This is a genomic window from Leifsonia shinshuensis (assembly GCF_014217625.1).
In the GTDB taxonomy this organism is placed as follows: domain Bacteria; phylum Actinomycetota; class Actinomycetes; order Actinomycetales; family Microbacteriaceae; genus Leifsonia; species Leifsonia shinshuensis_A.
In genome coordinates, this window is record NZ_CP043641.1 from 1,715,194 (window position 1) to 1,734,543 (window position 19,350).

The following is a 19,350-nucleotide window of genomic DNA, read 5'->3' on the forward strand; positions in this document are numbered from 1 at the left end:
TTCGTCACGAATGTCGCTTTTGGCTTGGCGAGAGTCGACATTCGTGACGAATATCGACGCGGGCTCAGCCCAGGGCCTCGTCGAGCTTCTGCTCCAGCTCGTCCAGGTCGAAGTAGTTCTGCACCACGATCACGTCCGCGTTGGTCGGCCCGAGCCGGTCGACCAGCTCGGGCGACGTGAGGATGATCTGCGCGTCGCTGGAGGCGGATCCCACGCTCGCGACATCCGCCGCGGTCACGTCCGCGTCGAGCCCGAGCCGGTCGAGCACGCGCTCGGCGTTCACCTTGAGGATGCCGGAGGTCCCGATCCCGGCACCGCAGATCGCGACGATCTTCACAGCGTGGTCCCCTTCAACGTGCCGCTTCCTCTTCGCTCAGCGTGAGGATGCGCTGCACCTCCGCGACGTCGCCCGCGGCGGCCAGCGCCGGGATCGACTCGGGGTGGTTGAAGACGTTGGCCAGCTCGGCGACGCTCGTGACGTGCGCCTCCGGCGACGTCACGGCCAGGCCGATCACCACGGAGACCGGATCGTTGTGCGGGTGGCCGAACACCACGGGGTCGTCCAGCGTCACCACCGACAGCCCGTCGTGGTTCACGTCGGGCCCCGGCCGCGCGTGCGCCAGCGCGAGGCCCGGCGCGATCACGATGTAGGCGCCGAACTCCTCGATCACCTGGACCATCCGCGCGCTGTACGACTCCTCCGTCGCACCGGAGCGGGCCAGCGCCTCCCCCGCGAGGCCGACCGCGTCGCGCCAGTCGGAGGCGTGGGCTCCGACGGTCACAGCGGTGTCGGGCAACGGTGGCAGCGGCATGGGTCCAGCGTACGCGTTAGCGGGTCACGAACCCTCGAAACCTGCTGTGATGATCTCGGCCAGTTCCTCACGCTGCTCGACCGGGAGGAAGGCCCCGGCCGCGGCGTTGAGCTGGAAGATCTCCAGGTCGGTGCGGTCGTAGGAGAACGCGTCGGCGAGGATGCTGAGCTCGCGCGTCAGCGTCGTGCCGCTCATCAGCCGGTTGTCGGTGTTGACCGTGACGCGGAAGCCGAGCTGGTACATCAGGTCGAACGGGTGGTCGAGGATGTCGTCGCCCCAGGCCGCGATCGCGCCGGTCTGCAGGTTGGAGGTCGGGCTGGTCTCCAGCGCGATCTCGCGGTCCTTGACCCACTGCGACAGCGTGCCGAGCGTCACGTAGGTGTTCTCGTCGTCCTGGCGCTCGATCGTGATGTCCTCCGCGAGGCGCACGCCGTGGCCGAGACGCAGCGCACGGCCGTCGAGGAGGGCGCTGCGGATGCTGTCCAGGCCGTCGGCCTCGCCCGCGTGCACGGTGGCCGGGAAGAACTGCGCGGCGAGGTAGTCGAACGCCGCCCGGTGGTTCGAGGGCGGGAAGCCCGCCTCCGGCCCGGCGATGTCGAACCCGACGGCCCCGCGGTCGCGGTGGCGCACGGCGAGCTCGGCGATCTCCAGGCTGCGGTCGGTGTGGCGCATGGCGCTCACCAGCTGGCCCACGCGGATGCGGCCGCCGGCGGCGCGCACGTCCTCGATGCCCTGCTCGACGCCCTCCTGCACCGCCTCCACGGTCTCGTCCAGGGTCAGGCCGCGGCTGAGGTGCTGCTCGGGCGCCCAGCGGATCTCGCCGTACACGACACCGTCGGCGCCGAGGTCCTGGACGAACTCGCGCGCGACCCGGCCGAGGCCCTCACGGGTCTGCATGACGGCGGTGGTGATGTCGAAGGTCTTGAGATACTCGACCAGCGAGCCCGAGTTGGACTTCTCGGCGAACCAGGCGCCGAGCGCCTCCGGGTCGTCGGCCGGGAGCTGGAGGCCGATGCCGTCCGCGAGCTCCAGCACCGTGGCGGGGCGCAGGCCGCCGTCCAGGTGGTCGTGCAGGGAGACCTTGGGCAGCGCCCGGAGGTCGGTCCCGTCGGCGAGCGTGTAGGTGCTGTTCTCGTTCGAGGTCATGGGTCTCAATCTATCTAGCCGATGCGCTCGGCGACGAGGGGGGTCCGCGTGAACGGGGTGCCGACCGGCGCGATCCGGTACGCGCCCTCCAGCGCCTCCAGGGCCCGCTCGAACCGCGCGGGCTCGTCCGCGGACAGGGTGAACAGCGGCTGGCCCGCGCGCACCTCGTCGCCCGGCTTGGCGTGCAGGTCGACGCCGGCGGCGTGCTGCACCGGGTCCTGCTTGCGGGCGCGGCCCGCTCCGAGCCGCCAGGCCGCGATGCCGAAGGGCAGGGCCTGCTGCTCCACGAGCACTCCGTCCGACTCCGCGACGACGGTGTGCGTCTCGCGGGCGACCGGCAGCGCCGCGTCCGGGTCGCCGCCCTGCGCGCGCACGGTCTCGCGCCACTTGTCCATGGCGCGGCCGTCCTTCAGCGCGGCCTCCACGTCGGCGTCCGGCTGTCCGGCGAGCGTCAGCATCTCGCGGGCGAGCGCGACGGTCAGCTCGACGATGTCGGCCGGGCCGCCGCCGGCGAGGACCTCGACGGACTCGCGGACCTCGTTGGCGTTGCCGATGGCGAGGCCGAGCGGCACGTTCATGTCGGTGAGGAGGGCGGAGGTCGCGACGCCGGCGTCCTTGCCGAGCTCCACCATCGTGCGGGCGAGCTCACGCGACTTGTCGATGTCCTTGAGGAACGCGCCGGAGCCGAACTTCACGTCGAGCACCAGGGCGCTCGTGCCCTCCGCGATCTTCTTGGACATGATGGAGGACGCGATCAGCGGGATGGCCTCCACCGTCCCCGTGATGTCGCGCAGCGCGTACAGCTTGCCGTCCGCGGGCGCGAGCCCGGAGCCTGCGGCGCAGATCACGCCGCCCGGACCGCGCAGCTGGGCAATCATCTCCTCGTTGCTGAGGTTCGCGCGCCAGCCCGGGATGCTCTCCAGCTTGTCGAGCGTGCCGCCGGTGTGGCCGAGGCCGCGGCCCGAGAGCTGCGGCACCGCGACGCCGAACGACGCGACCAGGGGCATCAGCGGGAGGGTGATCTTGTCGCCGACGCCGCCGGTGGAGTGCTTGTCGGCGGTCGGCTTGCCGAGGCCGGAGAAGTCCATCCGCTCGCCCGACGCGATCATGGCGAGGGTGAGGTCCCGGATCTCGCGACGAGTCATCCCGTTCAAGAAGATCGCCATGGTCATCGCCGACATCTGCTCGTCGCCGACGTAGCCGCGCGTGTACGCGTCCACCAGCCAGTCGATCTCCGCCGTGGTCAGCTCGCCATGGTCGCGCTTGGTCCTGATCAGGTCGACGGCGTCGAACGCCTCGACCGCTGCTGCGGTGCTCACGAAGATGTAACCCTCTTAGTCGTCGGTGTCGGTGTCGGTGTCAGTCGGTCGTGTGGTGTTCGTCGTACTCCGCCGCCCCGTGCTCCTCCGCGTAGGCGGCGAGCTGGCGCGGCCCGAACGCGTCGGGCAGCACCTCGTCGATCGTGCGGATGCCGGAGACCGTCTCCAGCAGCATCCCCTCGGCCGAGTGCTCGTACAGCAGCTGCCGGCAGCGGCCGCACGGCATCAGCGTGGCGCCGTCGCCGTTCACGCAGGTGAACGCGACGAGGCGCCCTCCCCCGGTCATCGCGAGCGACGACACGAGGCCGCACTCCGCGCACAGGGTGACGCCGTAGCTGGCGTTCTCGACGTTGCAGCCGCTGACGACGCGGCCGTCGTCCACCAGCGCCGCGGCGCCGACCGGGAATTGCGAGTACGGCACGTAGGCGTGCGTCATCGCCTCGTTCGCGGCCGCGCGCAACGCGGGCCAGTCGATGGGCGCGGTCATGACTTGATGTACGGCTTGCCGTCCGCGGCCGGGGCGCGGGACACACCGACGAGGCCGGCGACCGCGAAGATCGTCACCACGTAGGGCAGCATCAGCATGAACTCGCTCGGGACCGGCGAGCCGATGATGCCGAGCACGTTCTGCAGGTTCGTCGCGAAGCCGAACAGGAGGGCCGCGAGGGTCGCGCGGATCGGGTCCCAGCGACCGAAGATGACGGCCGCGAGGGCGATGAAGCCCTGTCCTGCGGTCATCTCCTTGGAGAACGCGCCGACCGAGCCGAGCGTGAAGTACGCGCCACCGAGTCCGGCGACCGCTCCCGCGAGCGAGACGTTCCAGAACCGGGTGCCGTTGACGTTGATGCCCACGGTGTCCGCGGCCTCCGGGTGCTCGCCGACCGAGCGCAGGCGCAGGCCCCAGCGGGTCTTGAACAGCCCGAACCACACCAGGAAGATCGCGATGTACATCAGGTACTCGATGATCGTCTGGTCGAACAGGACCTTGCCGATGATCGGGATGTCGCTGAGGATCGGGATCGGCCAGTCCGGGAGCCGCGGCGGGTGGTTGAGCACCTGCGGGTCGCCGGCGAGGACCGCCGAGTACAGGAAGCTCGTGAGGCCGGTGACCAGCACGTTGAGGACGACACCCACGATCACCTGGTCCACCAGGTACTTGATCGAGAAGGCCGCGAGCACGAAGGACACGAGCACGCCGGCGACCATCGCGGCGAACAGGCCGACCAGCCAGCTGCCGGTGATCGTCGCGGTCATGGCCGAGACGAACGCGCCGGCCAGGAGCTGACCCTCGATGGCGACGTTCACCACGCCGCCACGCTCCGAGATGACGCCGCCGAGAGCGCCGAACACGAGCGGGACCGAGAGACTGATCGTCCCGAGAAGGAGGCCGGTGACCGGCACGGGGAGCTGGCCCGAGCCCGCCCACGCGAGGAACGCGAACATGAAAAGCAGCGCGAAGACGATGACCAGCCAGATCGGCGTCTTGCGCACCTTCCACGACAGCCAGGCGCTGTACGCGGTGATCAGCAGGAGCAGGATCGTCACGACGGTCGTGGTCGTGAACGTGTCGACGGTCAGGTTCGGCAGCTTGATCGCGTCGGAGGACTCGGAGAACCGGAAGGTGCTCTGGCCGTGCCGGGCGAAGCCGAAGAACAGCACGATGCTGATGACGACGAAGACCGCGAGGGCGATCGGCGCCTTCCAGGAGCGGACCTCGGCCTTCTCGAGGACGATGGGCGAGGAGTCGGGAATGACGGGGGCTGCGGTGCTCACTTGGCCGCCACCTCCTTCGTGACGATGGGACGCTGTCTCCGGGGCGCGCTCCCCGGCGTCGGCAGGCGGAAGATCGCGCGCACCAGCGGCGGGGCGGCGACGAAGAGCACGATGAGGGACTGCATGATCAGCACGATGTCGATCGGGATGCCACCGGCCTGGATCGTGTAGCCGCCCGCCTTCAGAGCGCCGAACAGCAGGCCGGCGACGAAGACGCCCCACGGCCGGGACCGGCCGAGCAGCGCGACCGTGATCGCGTCGAAGCCGATGCCGGCGTCCACGCCCGAGCTGATGCCGGCCGGGAACACGCCGAGCGCCTGGCTCGCGCCCGCGACGCCCACGAGCGCTCCGGCGAGGAGCATGGCGTACACGTAGATGTTCTTCACGTTGATGCCCGCGACGCGTGCGGCGTTCGGGTTCTCGCCCACCGCGCGGAAGCGGAAGCCGAGGCTCGAGCGGTTGATCAGCCACCAGACGAACACCGTCGCCGCGATGACGAGGACGAACGCCCAGGTCAGGTTGTACTGCACCCCGAGAAGCGGGGGCAGCACGGCGTTCGCGTGGATCGGCGGCGCCTTCGGGTTGTTCGATCCAGGCGCCTGGAGCAGACCCTTCGTGCGCAGCATGTAGGAGATGAGGTAGAACGCGATGTAGTTGAGCATGATCGTCACGATCACCTCGTGCGCGCCCGTCCTCGCCTTGAGGAGGCCGACGATGCCCGCCCAGATCGCGGCGCCCGCGATGCCGGCGAGGATGGCGACGACCAGGTGGATGACCGGCGGCAGGTCGAACGAGAAGCCGACCCACGCGGCGGCCGCCGCGCCGATCAGGAGCTGGCCCTGACCGCCGATGTTGAAGAGGCCGACGCGGAACGCCAGCGCGACGCCGAGGCCCGCGACGATCAGTGGGGTGGCGAACGTCAGCGTCTCGGTCAGCGGGCGGATCCCTGCGGCGAAGGTCGGCCGCCCGAAGTTGTAGATCGCGCCCTGGAACATCGAGGTGTACGCGCTGGACACGGACGTCCAGATGGCGGAGAACGTGTCGCCGGGGCGTGCGAAGAAGTACGCCGACGCCTTCTGCACACCGGGGTCGGTGAGCGCGATCAGGATGCCTCCGACGATGAGCGCGAGCACGACGGCGAGGATGGAGATGACCACTGGGCCGCCCATGATGTCGCGGATCGCCTTGTTCCAGCGGTCGTCGTTCTCCGGCTTGGCCGTCGGCTGTCCCTGCGGCGCGGGCGCGGCCGGCGCCGCCGACTGGCTGGGCGTGGGGGCGGTCATGCTGCTGCTCCTGCCTGCTCCGGCGACTCGCCGGCCATCATGAGGCCGAGGACGTCACGCGACGTGTCCCCCGGCACGATTCCTACGATCCCCCCGCGGTACATCACGGCGATGCGGTCGGCGAGCGCCGCCACCTCGTCGAGCTCGGTGGACACCACGATCACGGGCACGCCCGCGTCGCGGGTCGCGACGATGCGCTTGTGGACGAACTCGATCGATCCGACGTCGAGGCCGCGGGTCGGCTGCGCGGCGACGAACAGCCGCAGCTCGCGGCTCAGCTCGCGGGCGAGCACGACCTTCTGCGCGTTGCCGCCGGAGAGCCGGCCGACCTTCTGGTCGATCGACTGGGTGCGGACGTCGAACTCCGACACCTTCTCCTCGGCGAACTGCTTGAGGTAGGAGAACTGGATGCTGCCGCCCTTGACGAACGGCGCGCCCGTCGAGCGGTCGAGCATCAGGTTCTCCTGGATGCTGAACTCGCCGACCAGCCCGTCCTCGTTGCGGTCCTCGGGCACGAAGCCGACGCCGGCGTCGAGCACCTTGCGCGGGCTGTGGCCCTGGATCTCGGCGCCGTCGAGCAGGATCCTGCCCTCCACGCGCGGCTGCAGGCCGAGGATCGCCTCGGTCAGCTCGGTCTGGCCGTTGCCCTGCACGCCGGCGATCGCGAGGATCTCGCCGGCGCGGACCTCGAAGCTCACCTTGTTGACGACGAGCTGCCCGATCGGATCGATCACCGAGAGGTCCTCGACCACGAGCGCGGGCGCGCCAGGGTTCGCGGCCTCCTTCTCGACCGTCAGGGACACCGCGCGGCCGACCATCATGGAGGCCATCTCCGCGTTGGTGGCGGTGGGCTCGGTCTCGCCGACCACCTTGCCGAGGCGGATGACCGTGATGCGGTCGGCCACCTCTCGCACCTCGCGGAGCTTGTGGGTGATGAAGACGATGGCTGTGCCCTGCTCCTTGAGCTGGCGCATGATCGCCATGAGCTCGTCGGTCTCTTGGGGGGTCAGCACCGCGGTCGGCTCGTCGAAGACCAGGACCTTCGCGTTCTGCGACAGCGCCTTGATGATCTCGACGCGCTGCTGGACGCCGACCGGGAGGTCCTCAACGAGCGCGTCCGGGTCGACGTGGAAGCCGAAGCGGGCGGAGATCTCGCGCACCTTCGCGCGGGCCGCGTTCAGGTCGAGGCGGCCGCCGAGCTTGGTCTGCTCGTGGCCGAGCATGACGTTCTCCGCGACGGTGAAGACGGGGATGAGCATGAAGTGCTGGTGGACCATGCCGATGCCGGCCTTCATGGCGTCGCCGGGGCCGGAGAAGTGCTGGACGACGTCGTCGAGCAGGATCTCGCCCTCGTCGGCCTGATACAGGCCGTACAGCACGTTCATCAGGGTGGATTTGCCTGCGCCGTTCTCGCCGAGCAGACAGTGGATCTCGCCGGGTTCGACGGTCAGATCGATGTGGTCGTTGGCGACCAGGGCACCGAACCGTTTGGTGATGCCGCGAAGTTCGAGCTTCATTCGGGTGGGTTCCTTCTCTACTCGCCCGGGGTGAGCACAGAGCCTAGTGAGGGTGATGGCACGCGAATAGCGCTGGTGGCCTCGATGCGCATCATCACCCTACCTTTCTGCACATATGTCAGTGTGTGCTCAAACGAGCACCTTCGACAAGGTGCCGGGGCGAGCGTGCGGGTGGACGTGCGACGGGGAGGCCAGCGTGCGCTGACCTCCCCGTCGAGTGTTCGTCGCGCCGATTACTGCTTCGGCGACGACGGCGAGGTGACCTTGATCGAGCCGTCGATGATGCCGGCCTTGATCTTGTCGAGTTCGCCCTGCAGGCCCTTGTCCACCTTCGAGGCGAAGTCGTGGAACGGAGCGATGCCGACGCCGTCGTTCTTCAGCGTGCCGACGTACGGCGTGCTGTCGAACTTGCCCTTGGCGGCCTGGGTGACCACGTCGTTGGTGGCCGGCTTCATGCCCTTCATGACCGAGGTGAGGAGCAGGTCCTTCACGGTCGGGTCGGACTGGTAGACGTCGGCGTCGACGCCGATCATCGCGATCGGCTTGCCCGAGTCGCGGATGGCCTGCGCGGCCGACTGGTAGATCGGGCCGCCGACGGGCATGATGACGTCCGCGTTCTGGTCGATGACGCCCTGAGCGGTGTTCTTCGCGGTCTCGTTGGCGTCGAAGCCACCGGTGAAGGAGCCGTTCTGCTTGTCGACGTCCCAGCCGACGACCTTGACCGACTTGCCCTTCTGCTGGTTGTAGTACTTCACGCCGTCCGCGTAGCCGTCCATGAAGATGGTGACGGTCGGGATCTGCATGCCTCCGAAGGTGCCGACGATGCCGGTCTTCGTGTAGCTCGCCGCGGCGTAGCCGGCCAGGAAGGCGGCCTGCGCGGTGTCGAAGATGATCGGCTTGACGTTCTTCGCGGTGATCGAGCTGTCGTCGATGATGGCGAACGAGACGTCGGGGTTCGCCGCAGCGGCCTTCTTGGTGGCGTCGGCGAGCAGGAAGCCGACGGTCACGACGAGGTTGCAGTTGGCGTCGACCATGCTCTGGATGTTCGGAGCGAAGTCGTTCTCGCTCTTCGACTCGGCCTTGTTGTACTTGACCCCGAGGGTTCCGGCGGCCTGCTGGAGGCCCTCGTAGCCGAGCTGGTTGAACGAGTGGTCGTCGAAACCGCCCGAGTCGGAGACCATGCAGGGCAGGAATTTGCTGTTGGCGGCGCCGGTCGTCGAGGTCGACGACGGGGCGGCCGAGCACGCGGCGAGCAGCGCGACGACGCCGGTCACCGCAAGGCCGACGAGGCCGGCCTTACGAGCTGTGATTGTCAAGGTTGTCCTCCAAGATGCAGGCCGCCTCGGGTGCCGGACGGCCACTGTATGCATTGCACGTTACCGAATGTGACGAACGGCTCTGATCGAAAATTCGGGTTCTTCATGCAAGCGTTACAAACGCGCGCGCGGTTGGCGACTGCTCATTTGAGCAGCTGCCTTCCACTGCGCGCGCCCGCGTGCCTCTTAAGGGTGCAGACCGCCCGCTACATCCACCCGCGCTTCTTGAACACCACGTACAGCAGCGTGCTCAGCCCCACCATCGCGAGCACCGCCAGCGGGTAGCCCAGCGGCCATGCCAGCTCCGGCATGTTGTGGAAGTTCATCCCGTAGATGCCCGCGATCAGCGTCGGCGCGAAGAGGATGGCCGCCCACGAGGAGATCTTCTTGACCTCCTCGCCCTGCCGGTGCGTGGAGTGCGCGAGCCGCGTCATCTCCTCGTTCTGGCGTTCGGCCACGAGGGTCGAGTTCACCGTCAGGATGTCGCGCAGCAGGTAGCGGAATCCGTCCACCCGCTCGTTCACCTGCGTGAGGTGGTCCGCAACGTCGCGCAGGCGCCGTTCCAACTCCTCGGTCACGCCGTACTTCGCCGAGCCGCGTTCCAGGGCGACCATGACCGAGGAGAGCGGGTGCGTGGCCCGCTGGAAGTCGATGACCTCCCGCGACAGCTCGTAGATGCGCCGGGAGACCAGCGCGTCGCCGCCGAACACCTGCGTCTCGATCTCGTCGATGTCGTTCGCGAGTCCCGCGACGACCGGGCTGTAGGCGTCCACGACCGCGTCGATGATCGCGTAGAGGATGGCCTGCGGGCCGAGCGCGAGGAGGTCGCGCTCGCGCTCCATCCTGTGCCGCACCGTCGACAGGTCGGGCGACTCGCTGTGGCGCACCGTGATGACGAAGTTCGGGCCGACGAAGAGGTGCAGCTCGCCGAAGTCGACCTCCTCCGGCGCGTCCAGGTAGTTCGCCGCCTTCAGCACCACGAACAGCACCGAGTCGTAGCGCTCCAGCTTGGGCCGCTGGTGGGCGACGATCGCGTCCTCGACCGCCAGCGGGTGGAGGCTGAACTCCGACGCCAGCGACATCAGCTCCTGCTCCGTCGGCCGGTAGAGGCCGATCCAGGCGACGCCGCCGGGGGTGTCGTCCAGCGCGCGGTAGGTCTCGGCCAGGGTGCGCGGCGAGGCGACGCGGACGCCGTCGGCGTAGATGGCGCTGTCCACCATGCTGGACCGCGACGAGCGCTGCGGCTCGGTCAGGACGGGCGCAGGCGAACTGGGAGGATCGACCCGCCGGGCTCGGGACACGAAGGGCATCGGAATGCCGCGTCGGTTCAGGTTCGCCATGGTTCACCTCCTGGTGCGTGCGGATACGTGAGGTGGCCCGTGCAGCGCCCGGATCCCGGGCGGCAGCGCCACCTAACTGTACGCGCGCAGGCCGCCGGTGCGCTGGGCCCCGCCGCGGCGGACGTCCGTGCAGGCGTCGAGGATGACCTTCTCGTAGTGGCCGACGAGTTCGGAGCAGAGCACGTCCCAGCCGCGGCCGAGCACGCGGCGGCGGCCGGCCTCCCCCATCCGCAGCCGCAGCGGGGCGTCGGTGGCGAGCATCGAGACGGCGGCGCGCAGGCCGCGGTCGTCGGCCGGAGGGAAGAGAAGCCCGTCCACGCCGTGCTCGACCAGATCGATCGGGCCGCCGGCGCGCGGCGCGACCACCGGGAGGCCGGAGGCGTGCGCCTCCTGGACGGTCTGACCGAACGTCTCCTCGGAACCGGTGTGCACGAACACGTCGAACGCCGCGTAGGCGGCGGCGAGGTCGGCTCCCCCGAGCCGGCCGAGCCAGGTGGTCGGGACGCCGTGCAGCTGCCGCTCGACGGCCTCCCGCGCCGGCCCGTCCCCGACGACGGCGACCGAGACCCCGGGCAGCCCGCGCAGCACGCGCAGCCGCTCGACCTGCTTCTCGGGGGCGATCCGCCCGACGTAGCCGACGACGACCTCGCCGTCGGGCGAGAGCCGCTCGCGGAGGGCGACGGCCTCCGGAGTGCGGCGGTTGTTGGGGTGGTAGCGCTCCAGGTCCACGCCGCGACCCCAGCGGGCCAGGCGCCGCACGCCGGCCTCCCGGAGGTCGTACTCGCTGGCCGAGGACGGCACCAGCGTGACGTCGGCGCCCTCGTGCACCCAGCGGACGTACTTCCAGGCGATGGCGGCGGTCATCCCGAGCCCGTTGCGGCGCGCGAACCCGGCGACATCGGTCTGGTAGATGGCGACGGAGGGCACGCCGACCCGGTTGGCGGCGGCGATGGCCTGCGCGCCGAGGAAGAAGGGAGAGGCGGCGTGCAGCACGTCCGGCTCGAACTTGGCGAGGATCCGCTGCACCTGCGGGCTCGGCAGCCCGACCGGGAACTGCCGGTACGCGATGGACGGCACCTGGTGGATGCGGTAGCCCGCATACTCGTCCGGCGCCCCGGCCTCCGGACAGATCACGATGGCCTCGTGCCCCTCCGCGGCCAGATGATCGAGCACCCGGAGGACGCTGGTGGTCACCCCGTTCACTGTGGGGAGGAAGCTCTCGCTGACGACGGCGACCCGCATGACCACAGTGTCGCGGCCGGGAATGTCCCGACCGTGAACGGAAGGTGTCCAGAACCGCTCGGTATCCTTTCGCCATGACTTCTCCTGGCGCGCTCGACCGGTTCTACAGCATCATCCCGGCCGGCGGGATCGGCTCCCGGCTGTGGCCGCTGTCCCGGGCCGACGCCCCCAAGTTCCTGCACGACCTGACCGGGTCGGGGCAGACGCTGCTGCGGAACACCTGGGACCGGCTGGCCCCCATCTCCGGCGAGCAGCGGATCATGGTCGTCACCGGGCGCGCCCACCGGGCCGCCGTCGAAGCGCAGCTTCCGGCGCTCGCCGACGCCAACGTGGTCCTGGAGTCCGAGCCGCGCGACTCCACCGCCGCGATCGGGCTGGCCGCGGCCATCCTGCAGCGCCGCGAGCCCGGCGTCATCATCGGCTCGTTCGCCGCCGATCACGTCATCCGCAACACGCGGCTGTTCGCGTCCACGGTGAAGGAGGCCGTCGCCGCCGCCGACGCCGGCTACATCACGACCATCGGGATCAAGCCCACCGAGCCGGCGGTCGGGTTCGGCTACATCCGCTGCGGCGGCGAGCTGCCGGTGACCGGCGCCCCGAGCGCGCTCGCGGTGCAGTCGTTCGTGGAGAAGCCCGACCTGCCGACCGCCGAGGGCTATCTCTCCAGCGGCTCCTACCTGTGGAACGCTGGCATGTTCATCGCGCGCGCCGACCTGCTCCTGGAGGAGATCGGCCGCAGCAAGCCGGCCCTCCTCGCCGGGCTGCTCGAGCTCGCGGAGGCCTGGGACGACCCGGCCACCCGCGGCCCCGCGGTCGACCGGATCTGGCCGAACCTCGAGAAGATCGCGATCGACTACTCGGTCGCCGAGCCCGCCGCGGCGGCCGGACGGCTCGCGGTCATCCCCGGCTACTTCGACTGGGACGACGTGGGCGACTTCGCCTCGCTGTCCAAGCTGAACTCGGGAGGCCGCACCACCGACCTGGCGATCCTCGGCGAGAACGCGCGCGTGCTCGCGGACGCCTCCAGCGGCATCGTGGTCAGCCAGACCAAGCGGGTCATCAGCTTGATCGGCGTGAAGGACATCGTCATCGTCGACACGCCGGACGCGCTCCTCGTCACGACCACGGACAACGCGCAGCGGGTGAAGTCGGTGGTGGACGCGCTGAAGGTCACCGGCTCGACCGACGTGCTCTGAGCCGGCTTCCCCGTCGAGCCGGGGTCAGTCGACGACCGAGGGCCCGGCCTGCACGTCCCGTGCGATCCGGCTGATCTCCTCGTCGCTCGCCTCGATCCCCGCGTCCCCCAGCCGCTGGCGGAGCACGCGCTCGCTGTCCTCCAGGGGCAGCAGCTGCATGTCCGCGCGCATCTGCTCGACGATCCCGGCGATCTTCGCGTCGCGACCGGCTTCGCCGCTGCCCTCCATGATCGGTTCGTCCTGCGTCATAGGGCGGACGGTACGCCGCGGGACGGCAGGGTCAACCGGGCTTCGGCACGGCGTTTATCTCGACGTCGAGATAACCAAGGGCACCCTAAGCAGCGCGGAACCGCCCCGCGGCATAGACTTGCCACGCGCTTCGTGCGCCTTCTTTCAGCGATCGCAACCAGGGAGGGTTGTTCGTGCCAGAGCAAGCGGCAGGGACCCTGCAACCGACGAAATCGAGGCCGGGCGGCACGCTGTACCGCGGCCGTGAGGGCATGTGGTCGTGGGTGCTTCACCGCATCACCGGCGTCGCCATCTTCTTCTTCCTTCTCGTCCACATCCTCGACACCTCGCTCATCCGGGTCAGCCCGGAGGCCTACAACGCGGTGATCGGCACCTACAAGAACCCGATCATGGGATTCGGGGAGATGGCGCTCGTCGCGGCGATCATCTTCCACGCCTTCAACGGCATCCGGATCATCCTGATCGACTTCTGGAGCAAGGGCGTCAAGTACCAGAAGGTCATGTTCTGGATCGTCATCGTCCTCTGGGTGATCCTGATGGCCGGCTTCGTCCCGACCCAGCTCATCCACATCTTCTCGGAGGTGAACTGACGTGACGACCATCGAGGCTCCGCGCACGCCGGCCCGACCGGCACGCAAGGGCGTCAACTGGGAGAAGTGGGGCTGGATCTACATGCGGCTCTCCGGCATCCTGCTGGTGATCCTCATCTTCGGCCACCTGCTGATCAACCTCGTCCTCGGCGACGGCGTCAAGCAGATCGACTTCGCCTTCGTCGCCGGCAAGTACGCCACGCCGTTCTGGCAGGTCTGGGACCTCCTGATGCTGTGGCTCGCGCTCATCCACGGCGGCAACGGCATGCGCACCCTGATCAACGACTACGCGCACAACGTGATGGTCAACCGCATCCTCAAGTGGGCGGTCCTCGCAGCGGTCGTCGTGCTGATCGTGCTCGGCACGCTCGTGATCTTCACGTTCGACCCGTGCCCGGCGGGAGCCCACGCGGCCGACCTGCCTTCGTTCTGCCCGGCCAAGTGACTGATTGACGGAAAACAACAGCTGTGACAACTGAAACCACCGAATCGACCGTCATCGACGGCGTCCACTACCACGAGTTCGACATCGTCATCGTCGGCGCAGGCGGCGCGGGCATGCGTGCCGCGATCGAGGCCGGCCCGCACGCCAAGACCGCGGTGATCTCGAAGCTCTACCCCACCCGCTCCCACACCGGCGCGGCGCAGGGCGGCATGGCCGCGGCGCTCGCCAACGTGGAGGAGGACAGCTGGGAGTGGCACACCTTCGACACCGTCAAGGGCGGCGACTACCTCGTCGACCAGGACGCCGCAGAGATCCTCGCCAAGGAGGCCATCGACGCGGTCATCGACCTCGAGAACATGGGCCTGCCGTTCAACCGCACGCCCGAGGGCAAGATCGACCAGCGGCGCTTCGGCGGCCACACCCGCGACCACGGCAAGGCGCCGGTCCGCCGGGCCTGCTACGCGGCCGACCGCACCGGCCACATGATCCTGCAGACGCTGTTCCAGAACTGCGTCAAGCTCGGCATCAACTTCTTCAACGAGTTCTACGTCCTCGACGTGATCATGAACGAGGTGGACGGCGTCGACCAGCCCGCGGGCGTCGTCGCGTACGAGCTGGCCACCGGCGAGCTGCACGTCTTCCACTCGAAGGCGATCGTCTTCGCGACCGGCGGCTTCGGCAAGATCTACAAGACGACCTCCAACGCCCACACCCTCACCGGTGACGGCGTCGGCATCATCTGGCGCAAGAAGCTCCCGCTGGAGGACATGGAGTTCTTCCAGTTCCACCCGACCGGCCTGGCCGGGCTCGGCATCCTCCTCACCGAGGGCGCCCGCGGTGAGGGCGCGATCCTCCGCAACGCCTCGGGCGAGCGGTTCATGGAGCGCTACGCCCCGACCATCAAGGACCTCGCGCCGCGCGACATCGTCGCCCGCTGCATGGTCCAGGAGGTCGCGGAGGGCCGCGGCGCCGGCCCGCACAAGGACTACGTCCTCCTCGACTGCACCCACCTGGGCGCGGAGGTCCTGGAGACCAAGCTCCCCGACATCACCGAGTTCGCCCGCACGTACCTGGGCGTCGACCCGGTCGTGGAGCCGGTGCCGGTCATGCCGACCGCGCACTACGCGATGGGCGGCATCCCGACCAACAACAACGCCGAGGTGCTGCGCGACAACACCACCGTCGTCCCCGGCCTCTACGCCGCCGGCGAGTGCGCGTGCGTGTCCGTGCACGGCTCCAACCGTCTCGGCACCAACTCGCTGCTGGACATCAACGTCTTCGGCAAGCGCGCCGGCAACAACGCGGTCGAGTACGTCAAGACCGCGACGGCCGTCCCGCTGCCGGCGGACCCGGCCAAGAACGTCCGCGAGATGATCGACGGGCTGCGCAACTCCACCGGGACCGAGCGCATCGCCGCGATCCGCAAGGAGCTGCAGGACGAGATGGACCGGAACGCCCAGGTGTTCCGCACCGACGAGTCGCTCGAGAACGTCACCGGCACCATCCACCGGCTGCGCGAGCGCTACAAGAACATCGTGGTGCAGGACAAGGGCAAGCGCTTCAACACCGACCTCCTGGAGGCCGTCGAGCTGGGCTTCCTGCTCGACCTCGCCGAGGTGGTCGTGTTCTCGGCCCGCAACCGCAAGGAGTCCCGCGGCGGCCACATGCGCGACGACTTCCCGAAGCGCGACGACGAGAACTACATGCAGCACACGATGGCCTACCTCACCGGCGACCCGCACTCCGCCGACGCGGCAGACCACATCACGCTCGATTGGAAGCCGGTCGTCGTGACCCGCTACCAGCCGATGGAGAGGAAGTACTGATGTCCAGCGCCGTGCTCGAGACTCCCCCGGCCCCGGAGGCCCCGGTCCAGTCCTTCACCGTCACGCTCATCATCCGCCGGTTCGACCCGGACGTGGACACCGAGCCGCGCTGGCAGGACTTCGACGTCGAGATGTTCCCGACCGACCGCATCCTGGACGCGTTGCACAAGATCAAGTGGGAGCAGGACGGCTCGCTGACCTTCCGCCGCTCGTGCGCCCACGGCATCTGCGGCTCGGACGCGATGCGCATCAACGGCCGCAACCGCCTCGCCTGCAAGACGCTGATCAAGGACCTGGACATCTCCAAGCCGATCTATGTCGAGGCGATCAAGGGCCTGCCGCTGGAGAAGGACCTCATCGTCGACATGGAGCCGTTCTTCGCCAGCTACCGCGAGGTGCAGCCCTTCCTGGTCGCGAACAGCACGCCGCCGAAGGACAAGGAGCGCATCCAGTCGGTCGCGGACCGCGCGCGCTTCGACGACACCACCAAGTGCATCCTGTGCGCCGCGTGCACGTCGTCCTGCCCGGTGTTCTGGACCGACGGCCAGTACTTCGGCCCGGCGGCGATCGTCAACGCGCACCGCTTCATCTTCGACTCGCGCGACGACAACGCGCAGGTGCGCCTCGACATCCTCAACGACAAGGAGGGCGTCTGGCGCTGCCGCACGACCTTCAACTGCACCGACGCGTGCCCGCGCGGCATCCAGGTGACGCAGGCCATCGCGGAGGTCAAGCAGGCGATCATGCGCGGCAAGGCGTGAGTCTCACGGCCTGAGCCCCGCCCCAATGACGAAGGCGCCCCCGGGAGACCGGGGGCGCCTTCGTCGTGCCGTCTGCTAGTTCGGCAGCTTCGCATTGATCGTGTACGTGTGCGCGACATCCCAGTTCGGGCCATCGTCGGGATTCCTGTACCCGACCATGAATTCACCGATTCGCGCGGGCGAGGACTTCGTGTACTGCACGGTCACCGCGAATGTGCGAGTGTCCGGGTACACCACCGGCTGACCGAAGTCCCAGCCCTCGATACCGGAAAACATCGCGACCATGCCGGGCTCCGTCATGTCGGCGGGGAACGGCATCCCCGGCGGCAGCTCGATCGTTCCCGTGAGGAGGATCGGCTCATTCGGGACGTCGGTGTCGAAGTACGGCTGATCGAAGACGAGCCTCGGCCGGCCCGTGGGGGCGACATCGCCGGCGACCGTCAGCCTGGTCTCGCCGGGCGTGTATTCCGGGTAGTTCAGGCTGCTCACCCGCAGGATGTCCTCCATTCCAGGCGCGCTGGCGCCCTTGAGGGCTATCTCGAAGCGATTACCTTCGGAGACGACGGGGACCGGGATGACAGCCCCGAAGCCGCCGGCGCCGCCGATCTTGAAGTCGAAGCCGAGACGGATGTCGGCGGGGACCGGCACGCCGTTCGTCGCGACGATCGTTCCGGAGACGATCCGGTTCCCGCCGGGGGTGAACTCGTACGAGGACTCGTTGAACTCGATGTAGCCGGCCGGATCCGTGCCATCGGAGGTCGCGTGGGCGGGCGAAGCAGCCGCGAGCGCGATCGCCGGGGCGGCCCAGGCCGCCGTCTTGGCGACGGTGCGTCGGGAGACGAGGCGTGGGGCCTCGGAGTCGGGTGTGTCATTCACGAGAGAAAGCCTTTCTTCGGCGGTGCTGAAATTTCTCACGCCAATGTTACCCGCTAAGCTGTTCGATTGCACATCGAGGGGCCCCGACCCCGGAATCGCCCCACAGAGGCGGGCGGCACCGCTGCGCCCGCCCCTGTGGCGTCGACCTACTTCTTGTAGGTCACGATGTAGCCGATCTTCGAGGCGGAGCCGTCCTTGCGGATCAGCGAGGTCACGATCTCGACGACGGCCTGGTGGCCCGGCTGCAGTCCCGGCGGCACGAACGCGTGGAACGCCTTCCGGTATTGCGGCGCCTGCGTGAACGGATTTCCGAGGGGGTCGACGTTCGGCAGGAAACCGCTGTCGGATTTGAAGATGGCCTTACCACGGAGCTCGCCGTCTCCGACAACGCTCTTCTGGCCGAGTACGACCCCGATGGCCTGGGCCGGGTTGTTCACGGTCGCCCCGTTGAGCGTGAAGCTCTTCACGGTCACCTCGGTCTTGGTGTCCAGGTCCGTCCACGGCTGCGGGAAGCCACCCGTGACGTACGCATCGCCCCAGATCGGGTTGCCGAAGTTGTTCTGGTAGTCCGTCTTCGAGTCGTTCAGGTGGAACCGGAGGTCGAGCCACGGGGTGTTGAGGGGCGGCCCCACGATGGGGACGTTGCCCTTCGGCCGGAACCAGCGGACGTTGGGGTCGCTGCCCTCCGGAGCCGTCGTCAGCCGCTCCCACTGAACGGTGACAGGGACCATGCCGAACCCAGCCTCGATGAATCCGGGCTCTAGCGCCGTGAGGGACGCCGTCGCCGCCGCGTACTGGGGATGGCTGGAGCTCGCGACCTGAATGGACCCGGTCACTTCGCCCGGCTGCGTCGCCTCGACGGTGAGCTCGAAGGCGTCTCCGGTCAGGACCGGTCCGCTCACGACACGGAACGCCGTGTCATCGCTGAAGCTCGCGGACAGCGTGAACCCGGACGGAGCCGTCCCACCATCGTGCGACACGGTGCCCGTGATCGTCGCCCACTCACCGGCGGGGATGTCATAGGAGGGGGCGCCGAACTGGATCGTGCCCGCCCGCACGGGCGCGAGGGAGACCGGCACGCTGCCCGCGAGGTAGCTGCGGTAGTTCGGGCTCGAGACGGTCAACGATGCGGGACCCGCACCCGCAGCGGCGGAGACGGTCAGCGAGAACGTGCTTCCGGAGACGGTCGGTCCGGCCTCCACCGAGTATCCGGAACCGTTGGCGAACGCGCCGACGAGGGCGATGTCGGCCGGAACGGTCTCACCGGTCGCCGCCTGCAGCGTTCCCGTGATCTCGATCGAGCCCCCCGCGGGCACCTCGTACGTGCCGCGATCGAACAGGATGCTGCCCAGCGGCGTGGACGTCGCGTGCGCCGGGGACGCTGTGGCCATGACGATGGCAGGGGCGGCCCACGCGGCGGTCTTCGCGACCGTGCGCCTACTTACGAGTGGTGTTGCGGGGGGGGGGGGGGGGGGGGGGGGGGGGGGGTAACGCCGTTCAAGAGATGGCACCTTTCAGGCCGCTGTAAAATGTACAACACGCAACGTAGCACCTATCAGACGCGATTCGCCACTTACAACTTCACCCGATTCCACTCACCCGGCTCTCCGCGGAACCCCGGCGCGGCCGCGCTGCCACTCCGGGCCGCGGCGACGGTGG

General features: G+C 68.9%; 19 protein-coding genes. 5 read left to right on the forward strand and 14 right to left on the reverse strand.

Annotated features, from left to right (window positions below; genetic code table 11):
- Positions 1-64: 64 nt before the first annotated feature.
- The 11 genes from F1C12_RS08250 to F1C12_RS08300 form a co-directional block, all read right to left on the reverse strand.
- The gene (locus F1C12_RS08250) at positions 65-337 is read right to left on the reverse strand and encodes a PTS sugar transporter subunit IIB (RefSeq protein WP_185278284.1); all 273 of its coding nucleotides are present in this window, start codon (positions 335-337) and stop codon (positions 65-67) included.
- A 13-nt stretch (positions 338-350) separates the two neighbouring features.
- Entirely contained in the window at positions 351-812 is a 462-nt protein-coding gene (locus F1C12_RS08255; protein ID WP_185278285.1) for a PTS sugar transporter subunit IIA, read from the reverse strand.
- Positions 813-836: 24 nt separating this feature from the next.
- On the reverse strand, positions 837-1,958 hold the full coding sequence (locus F1C12_RS08260) for an adenosine deaminase (RefSeq protein ID WP_185278286.1): 1,122 nt from the start codon (positions 1,956-1,958) through the stop codon (positions 837-839).
- A 14-nt stretch (positions 1,959-1,972) separates the two neighbouring features.
- Entirely contained in the window at positions 1,973-3,277 is a 1,305-nt protein-coding gene (locus F1C12_RS08265) for a thymidine phosphorylase (RefSeq protein WP_185278287.1), read from the reverse strand.
- 40 nt (positions 3,278-3,317) lie between these two features.
- On the reverse strand, positions 3,318-3,764 hold the full coding sequence (locus F1C12_RS08270) for a cytidine deaminase (RefSeq protein WP_185278288.1): 447 nt from the start codon (positions 3,762-3,764) through the stop codon (positions 3,318-3,320).
- Positions 3,761-5,050, reverse strand: a complete 1,290-nt coding sequence (locus tag F1C12_RS08275; RefSeq protein WP_185278289.1) for an ABC transporter permease — start codon at positions 5,048-5,050, stop codon at positions 3,761-3,763. The genes F1C12_RS08270 and F1C12_RS08275 overlap by 4 nt, the downstream gene beginning before the upstream one ends.
- The gene (locus F1C12_RS08280) at positions 5,047-6,333 is read right to left on the reverse strand and encodes an ABC transporter permease (RefSeq protein ID WP_185278290.1); all 1,287 of its coding nucleotides are present in this window, start codon (positions 6,331-6,333) and stop codon (positions 5,047-5,049) included. The genes F1C12_RS08275 and F1C12_RS08280 overlap by 4 nt, the downstream gene beginning before the upstream one ends.
- Positions 6,330-7,850: an ABC transporter ATP-binding protein gene (locus F1C12_RS08285; RefSeq protein ID WP_185278291.1), complete on the reverse strand. Its 1,521-nt coding sequence runs from the start codon at positions 7,848-7,850 to the stop codon at positions 6,330-6,332. Before F1C12_RS08285 ends, F1C12_RS08280 begins: the two co-directional genes overlap by 4 nt.
- Positions 7,851-8,083: 233 nt before the next feature.
- Positions 8,084-9,166 carry a BMP family lipoprotein gene (locus F1C12_RS08290; protein WP_185278292.1) on the reverse strand — a complete coding sequence of 361 codons (1,083 nt, stop codon included), beginning with the start codon at positions 9,164-9,166 and terminating at the stop codon, positions 8,084-8,086.
- Positions 9,167-9,372: 206 nt separating this feature from the next.
- Complete coding sequence (locus F1C12_RS08295) at positions 9,373-10,506, reverse strand: magnesium and cobalt transport protein CorA (protein WP_185278293.1); 1,134 nt, start codon at positions 10,504-10,506, stop codon at positions 9,373-9,375.
- 72 nt (positions 10,507-10,578) lie between these two features.
- Positions 10,579-11,748 (reverse strand): glycosyltransferase family 4 protein, encoded by a 1,170-nt coding sequence (locus F1C12_RS08300; protein ID WP_185278294.1) that lies wholly within the window; start codon positions 11,746-11,748, stop codon positions 10,579-10,581.
- A 74-nt stretch (positions 11,749-11,822) separates the two neighbouring features.
- Here F1C12_RS08300 and F1C12_RS08305 point away from each other — a divergent pair, with 74 nt between their 5' ends.
- On the forward strand, positions 11,823-12,944 hold the full coding sequence (locus F1C12_RS08305) for a mannose-1-phosphate guanylyltransferase (protein ID WP_185278295.1): 1,122 nt from the start codon (positions 11,823-11,825) through the stop codon (positions 12,942-12,944).
- A gap of 24 nt (positions 12,945-12,968) precedes the next feature.
- Here the strand turns inward: F1C12_RS08305 and F1C12_RS08310 are convergent, their stop codons facing one another.
- Positions 12,969-13,193, reverse strand: coding sequence for a hypothetical protein (locus F1C12_RS08310; protein ID WP_185278296.1), 225 nt, complete (start codon positions 13,191-13,193; stop codon positions 12,969-12,971).
- Positions 13,194-13,444: 251 nt separating this feature from the next.
- On the opposite strand from F1C12_RS08310, the gene sdhC reads away from it, so the two are divergent.
- Genes sdhC through F1C12_RS08330 form a run of 4 tightly spaced genes read left to right on the forward strand, consistent with a single transcriptional unit; the run spans position 13,445 to position 16,815 of the window.
- Positions 13,445-13,783: a succinate dehydrogenase, cytochrome b556 subunit gene (gene sdhC / locus F1C12_RS08315; RefSeq protein WP_243767922.1), complete on the forward strand. Its 339-nt coding sequence runs from the start codon at positions 13,445-13,447 to the stop codon at positions 13,781-13,783.
- 1 nt (position 13,784) lies between these two features.
- Positions 13,785-14,228, forward strand: a complete 444-nt coding sequence (locus tag F1C12_RS08320; RefSeq protein ID WP_185278298.1) for a succinate dehydrogenase hydrophobic membrane anchor subunit — start codon at positions 13,785-13,787, stop codon at positions 14,226-14,228.
- A 23-nt stretch (positions 14,229-14,251) separates the two neighbouring features.
- Positions 14,252-16,054, forward strand: a complete 1,803-nt coding sequence (gene sdhA, locus F1C12_RS08325) for a succinate dehydrogenase flavoprotein subunit (RefSeq protein WP_185278299.1) — start codon at positions 14,252-14,254, stop codon at positions 16,052-16,054.
- Positions 16,054-16,815 (forward strand): succinate dehydrogenase iron-sulfur subunit, encoded by a 762-nt coding sequence (locus tag F1C12_RS08330; protein ID WP_185278300.1) that lies wholly within the window; start codon positions 16,054-16,056, stop codon positions 16,813-16,815. Before sdhA ends, F1C12_RS08330 begins: the two co-directional genes overlap by 1 nt.
- A 75-nt stretch (positions 16,816-16,890) precedes the next feature.
- On the opposite strand, the gene F1C12_RS08335 is transcribed toward F1C12_RS08330, so the two are convergent.
- Both F1C12_RS08335 and F1C12_RS08340 read right to left on the reverse strand, forming a co-directional pair.
- On the reverse strand, positions 16,891-17,691 hold the full coding sequence (locus F1C12_RS08335; protein ID WP_185278301.1) for a hypothetical protein: 801 nt from the start codon (positions 17,689-17,691) through the stop codon (positions 16,891-16,893).
- 146 nt (positions 17,692-17,837) lie between these two features.
- Positions 17,838-19,082 (reverse strand): hypothetical protein, encoded by a 1,245-nt coding sequence (locus F1C12_RS08340; protein ID WP_185278302.1) that lies wholly within the window; start codon positions 19,080-19,082, stop codon positions 17,838-17,840.
- Between the last annotated feature and the right edge of the window lie 268 nt (positions 19,083-19,350).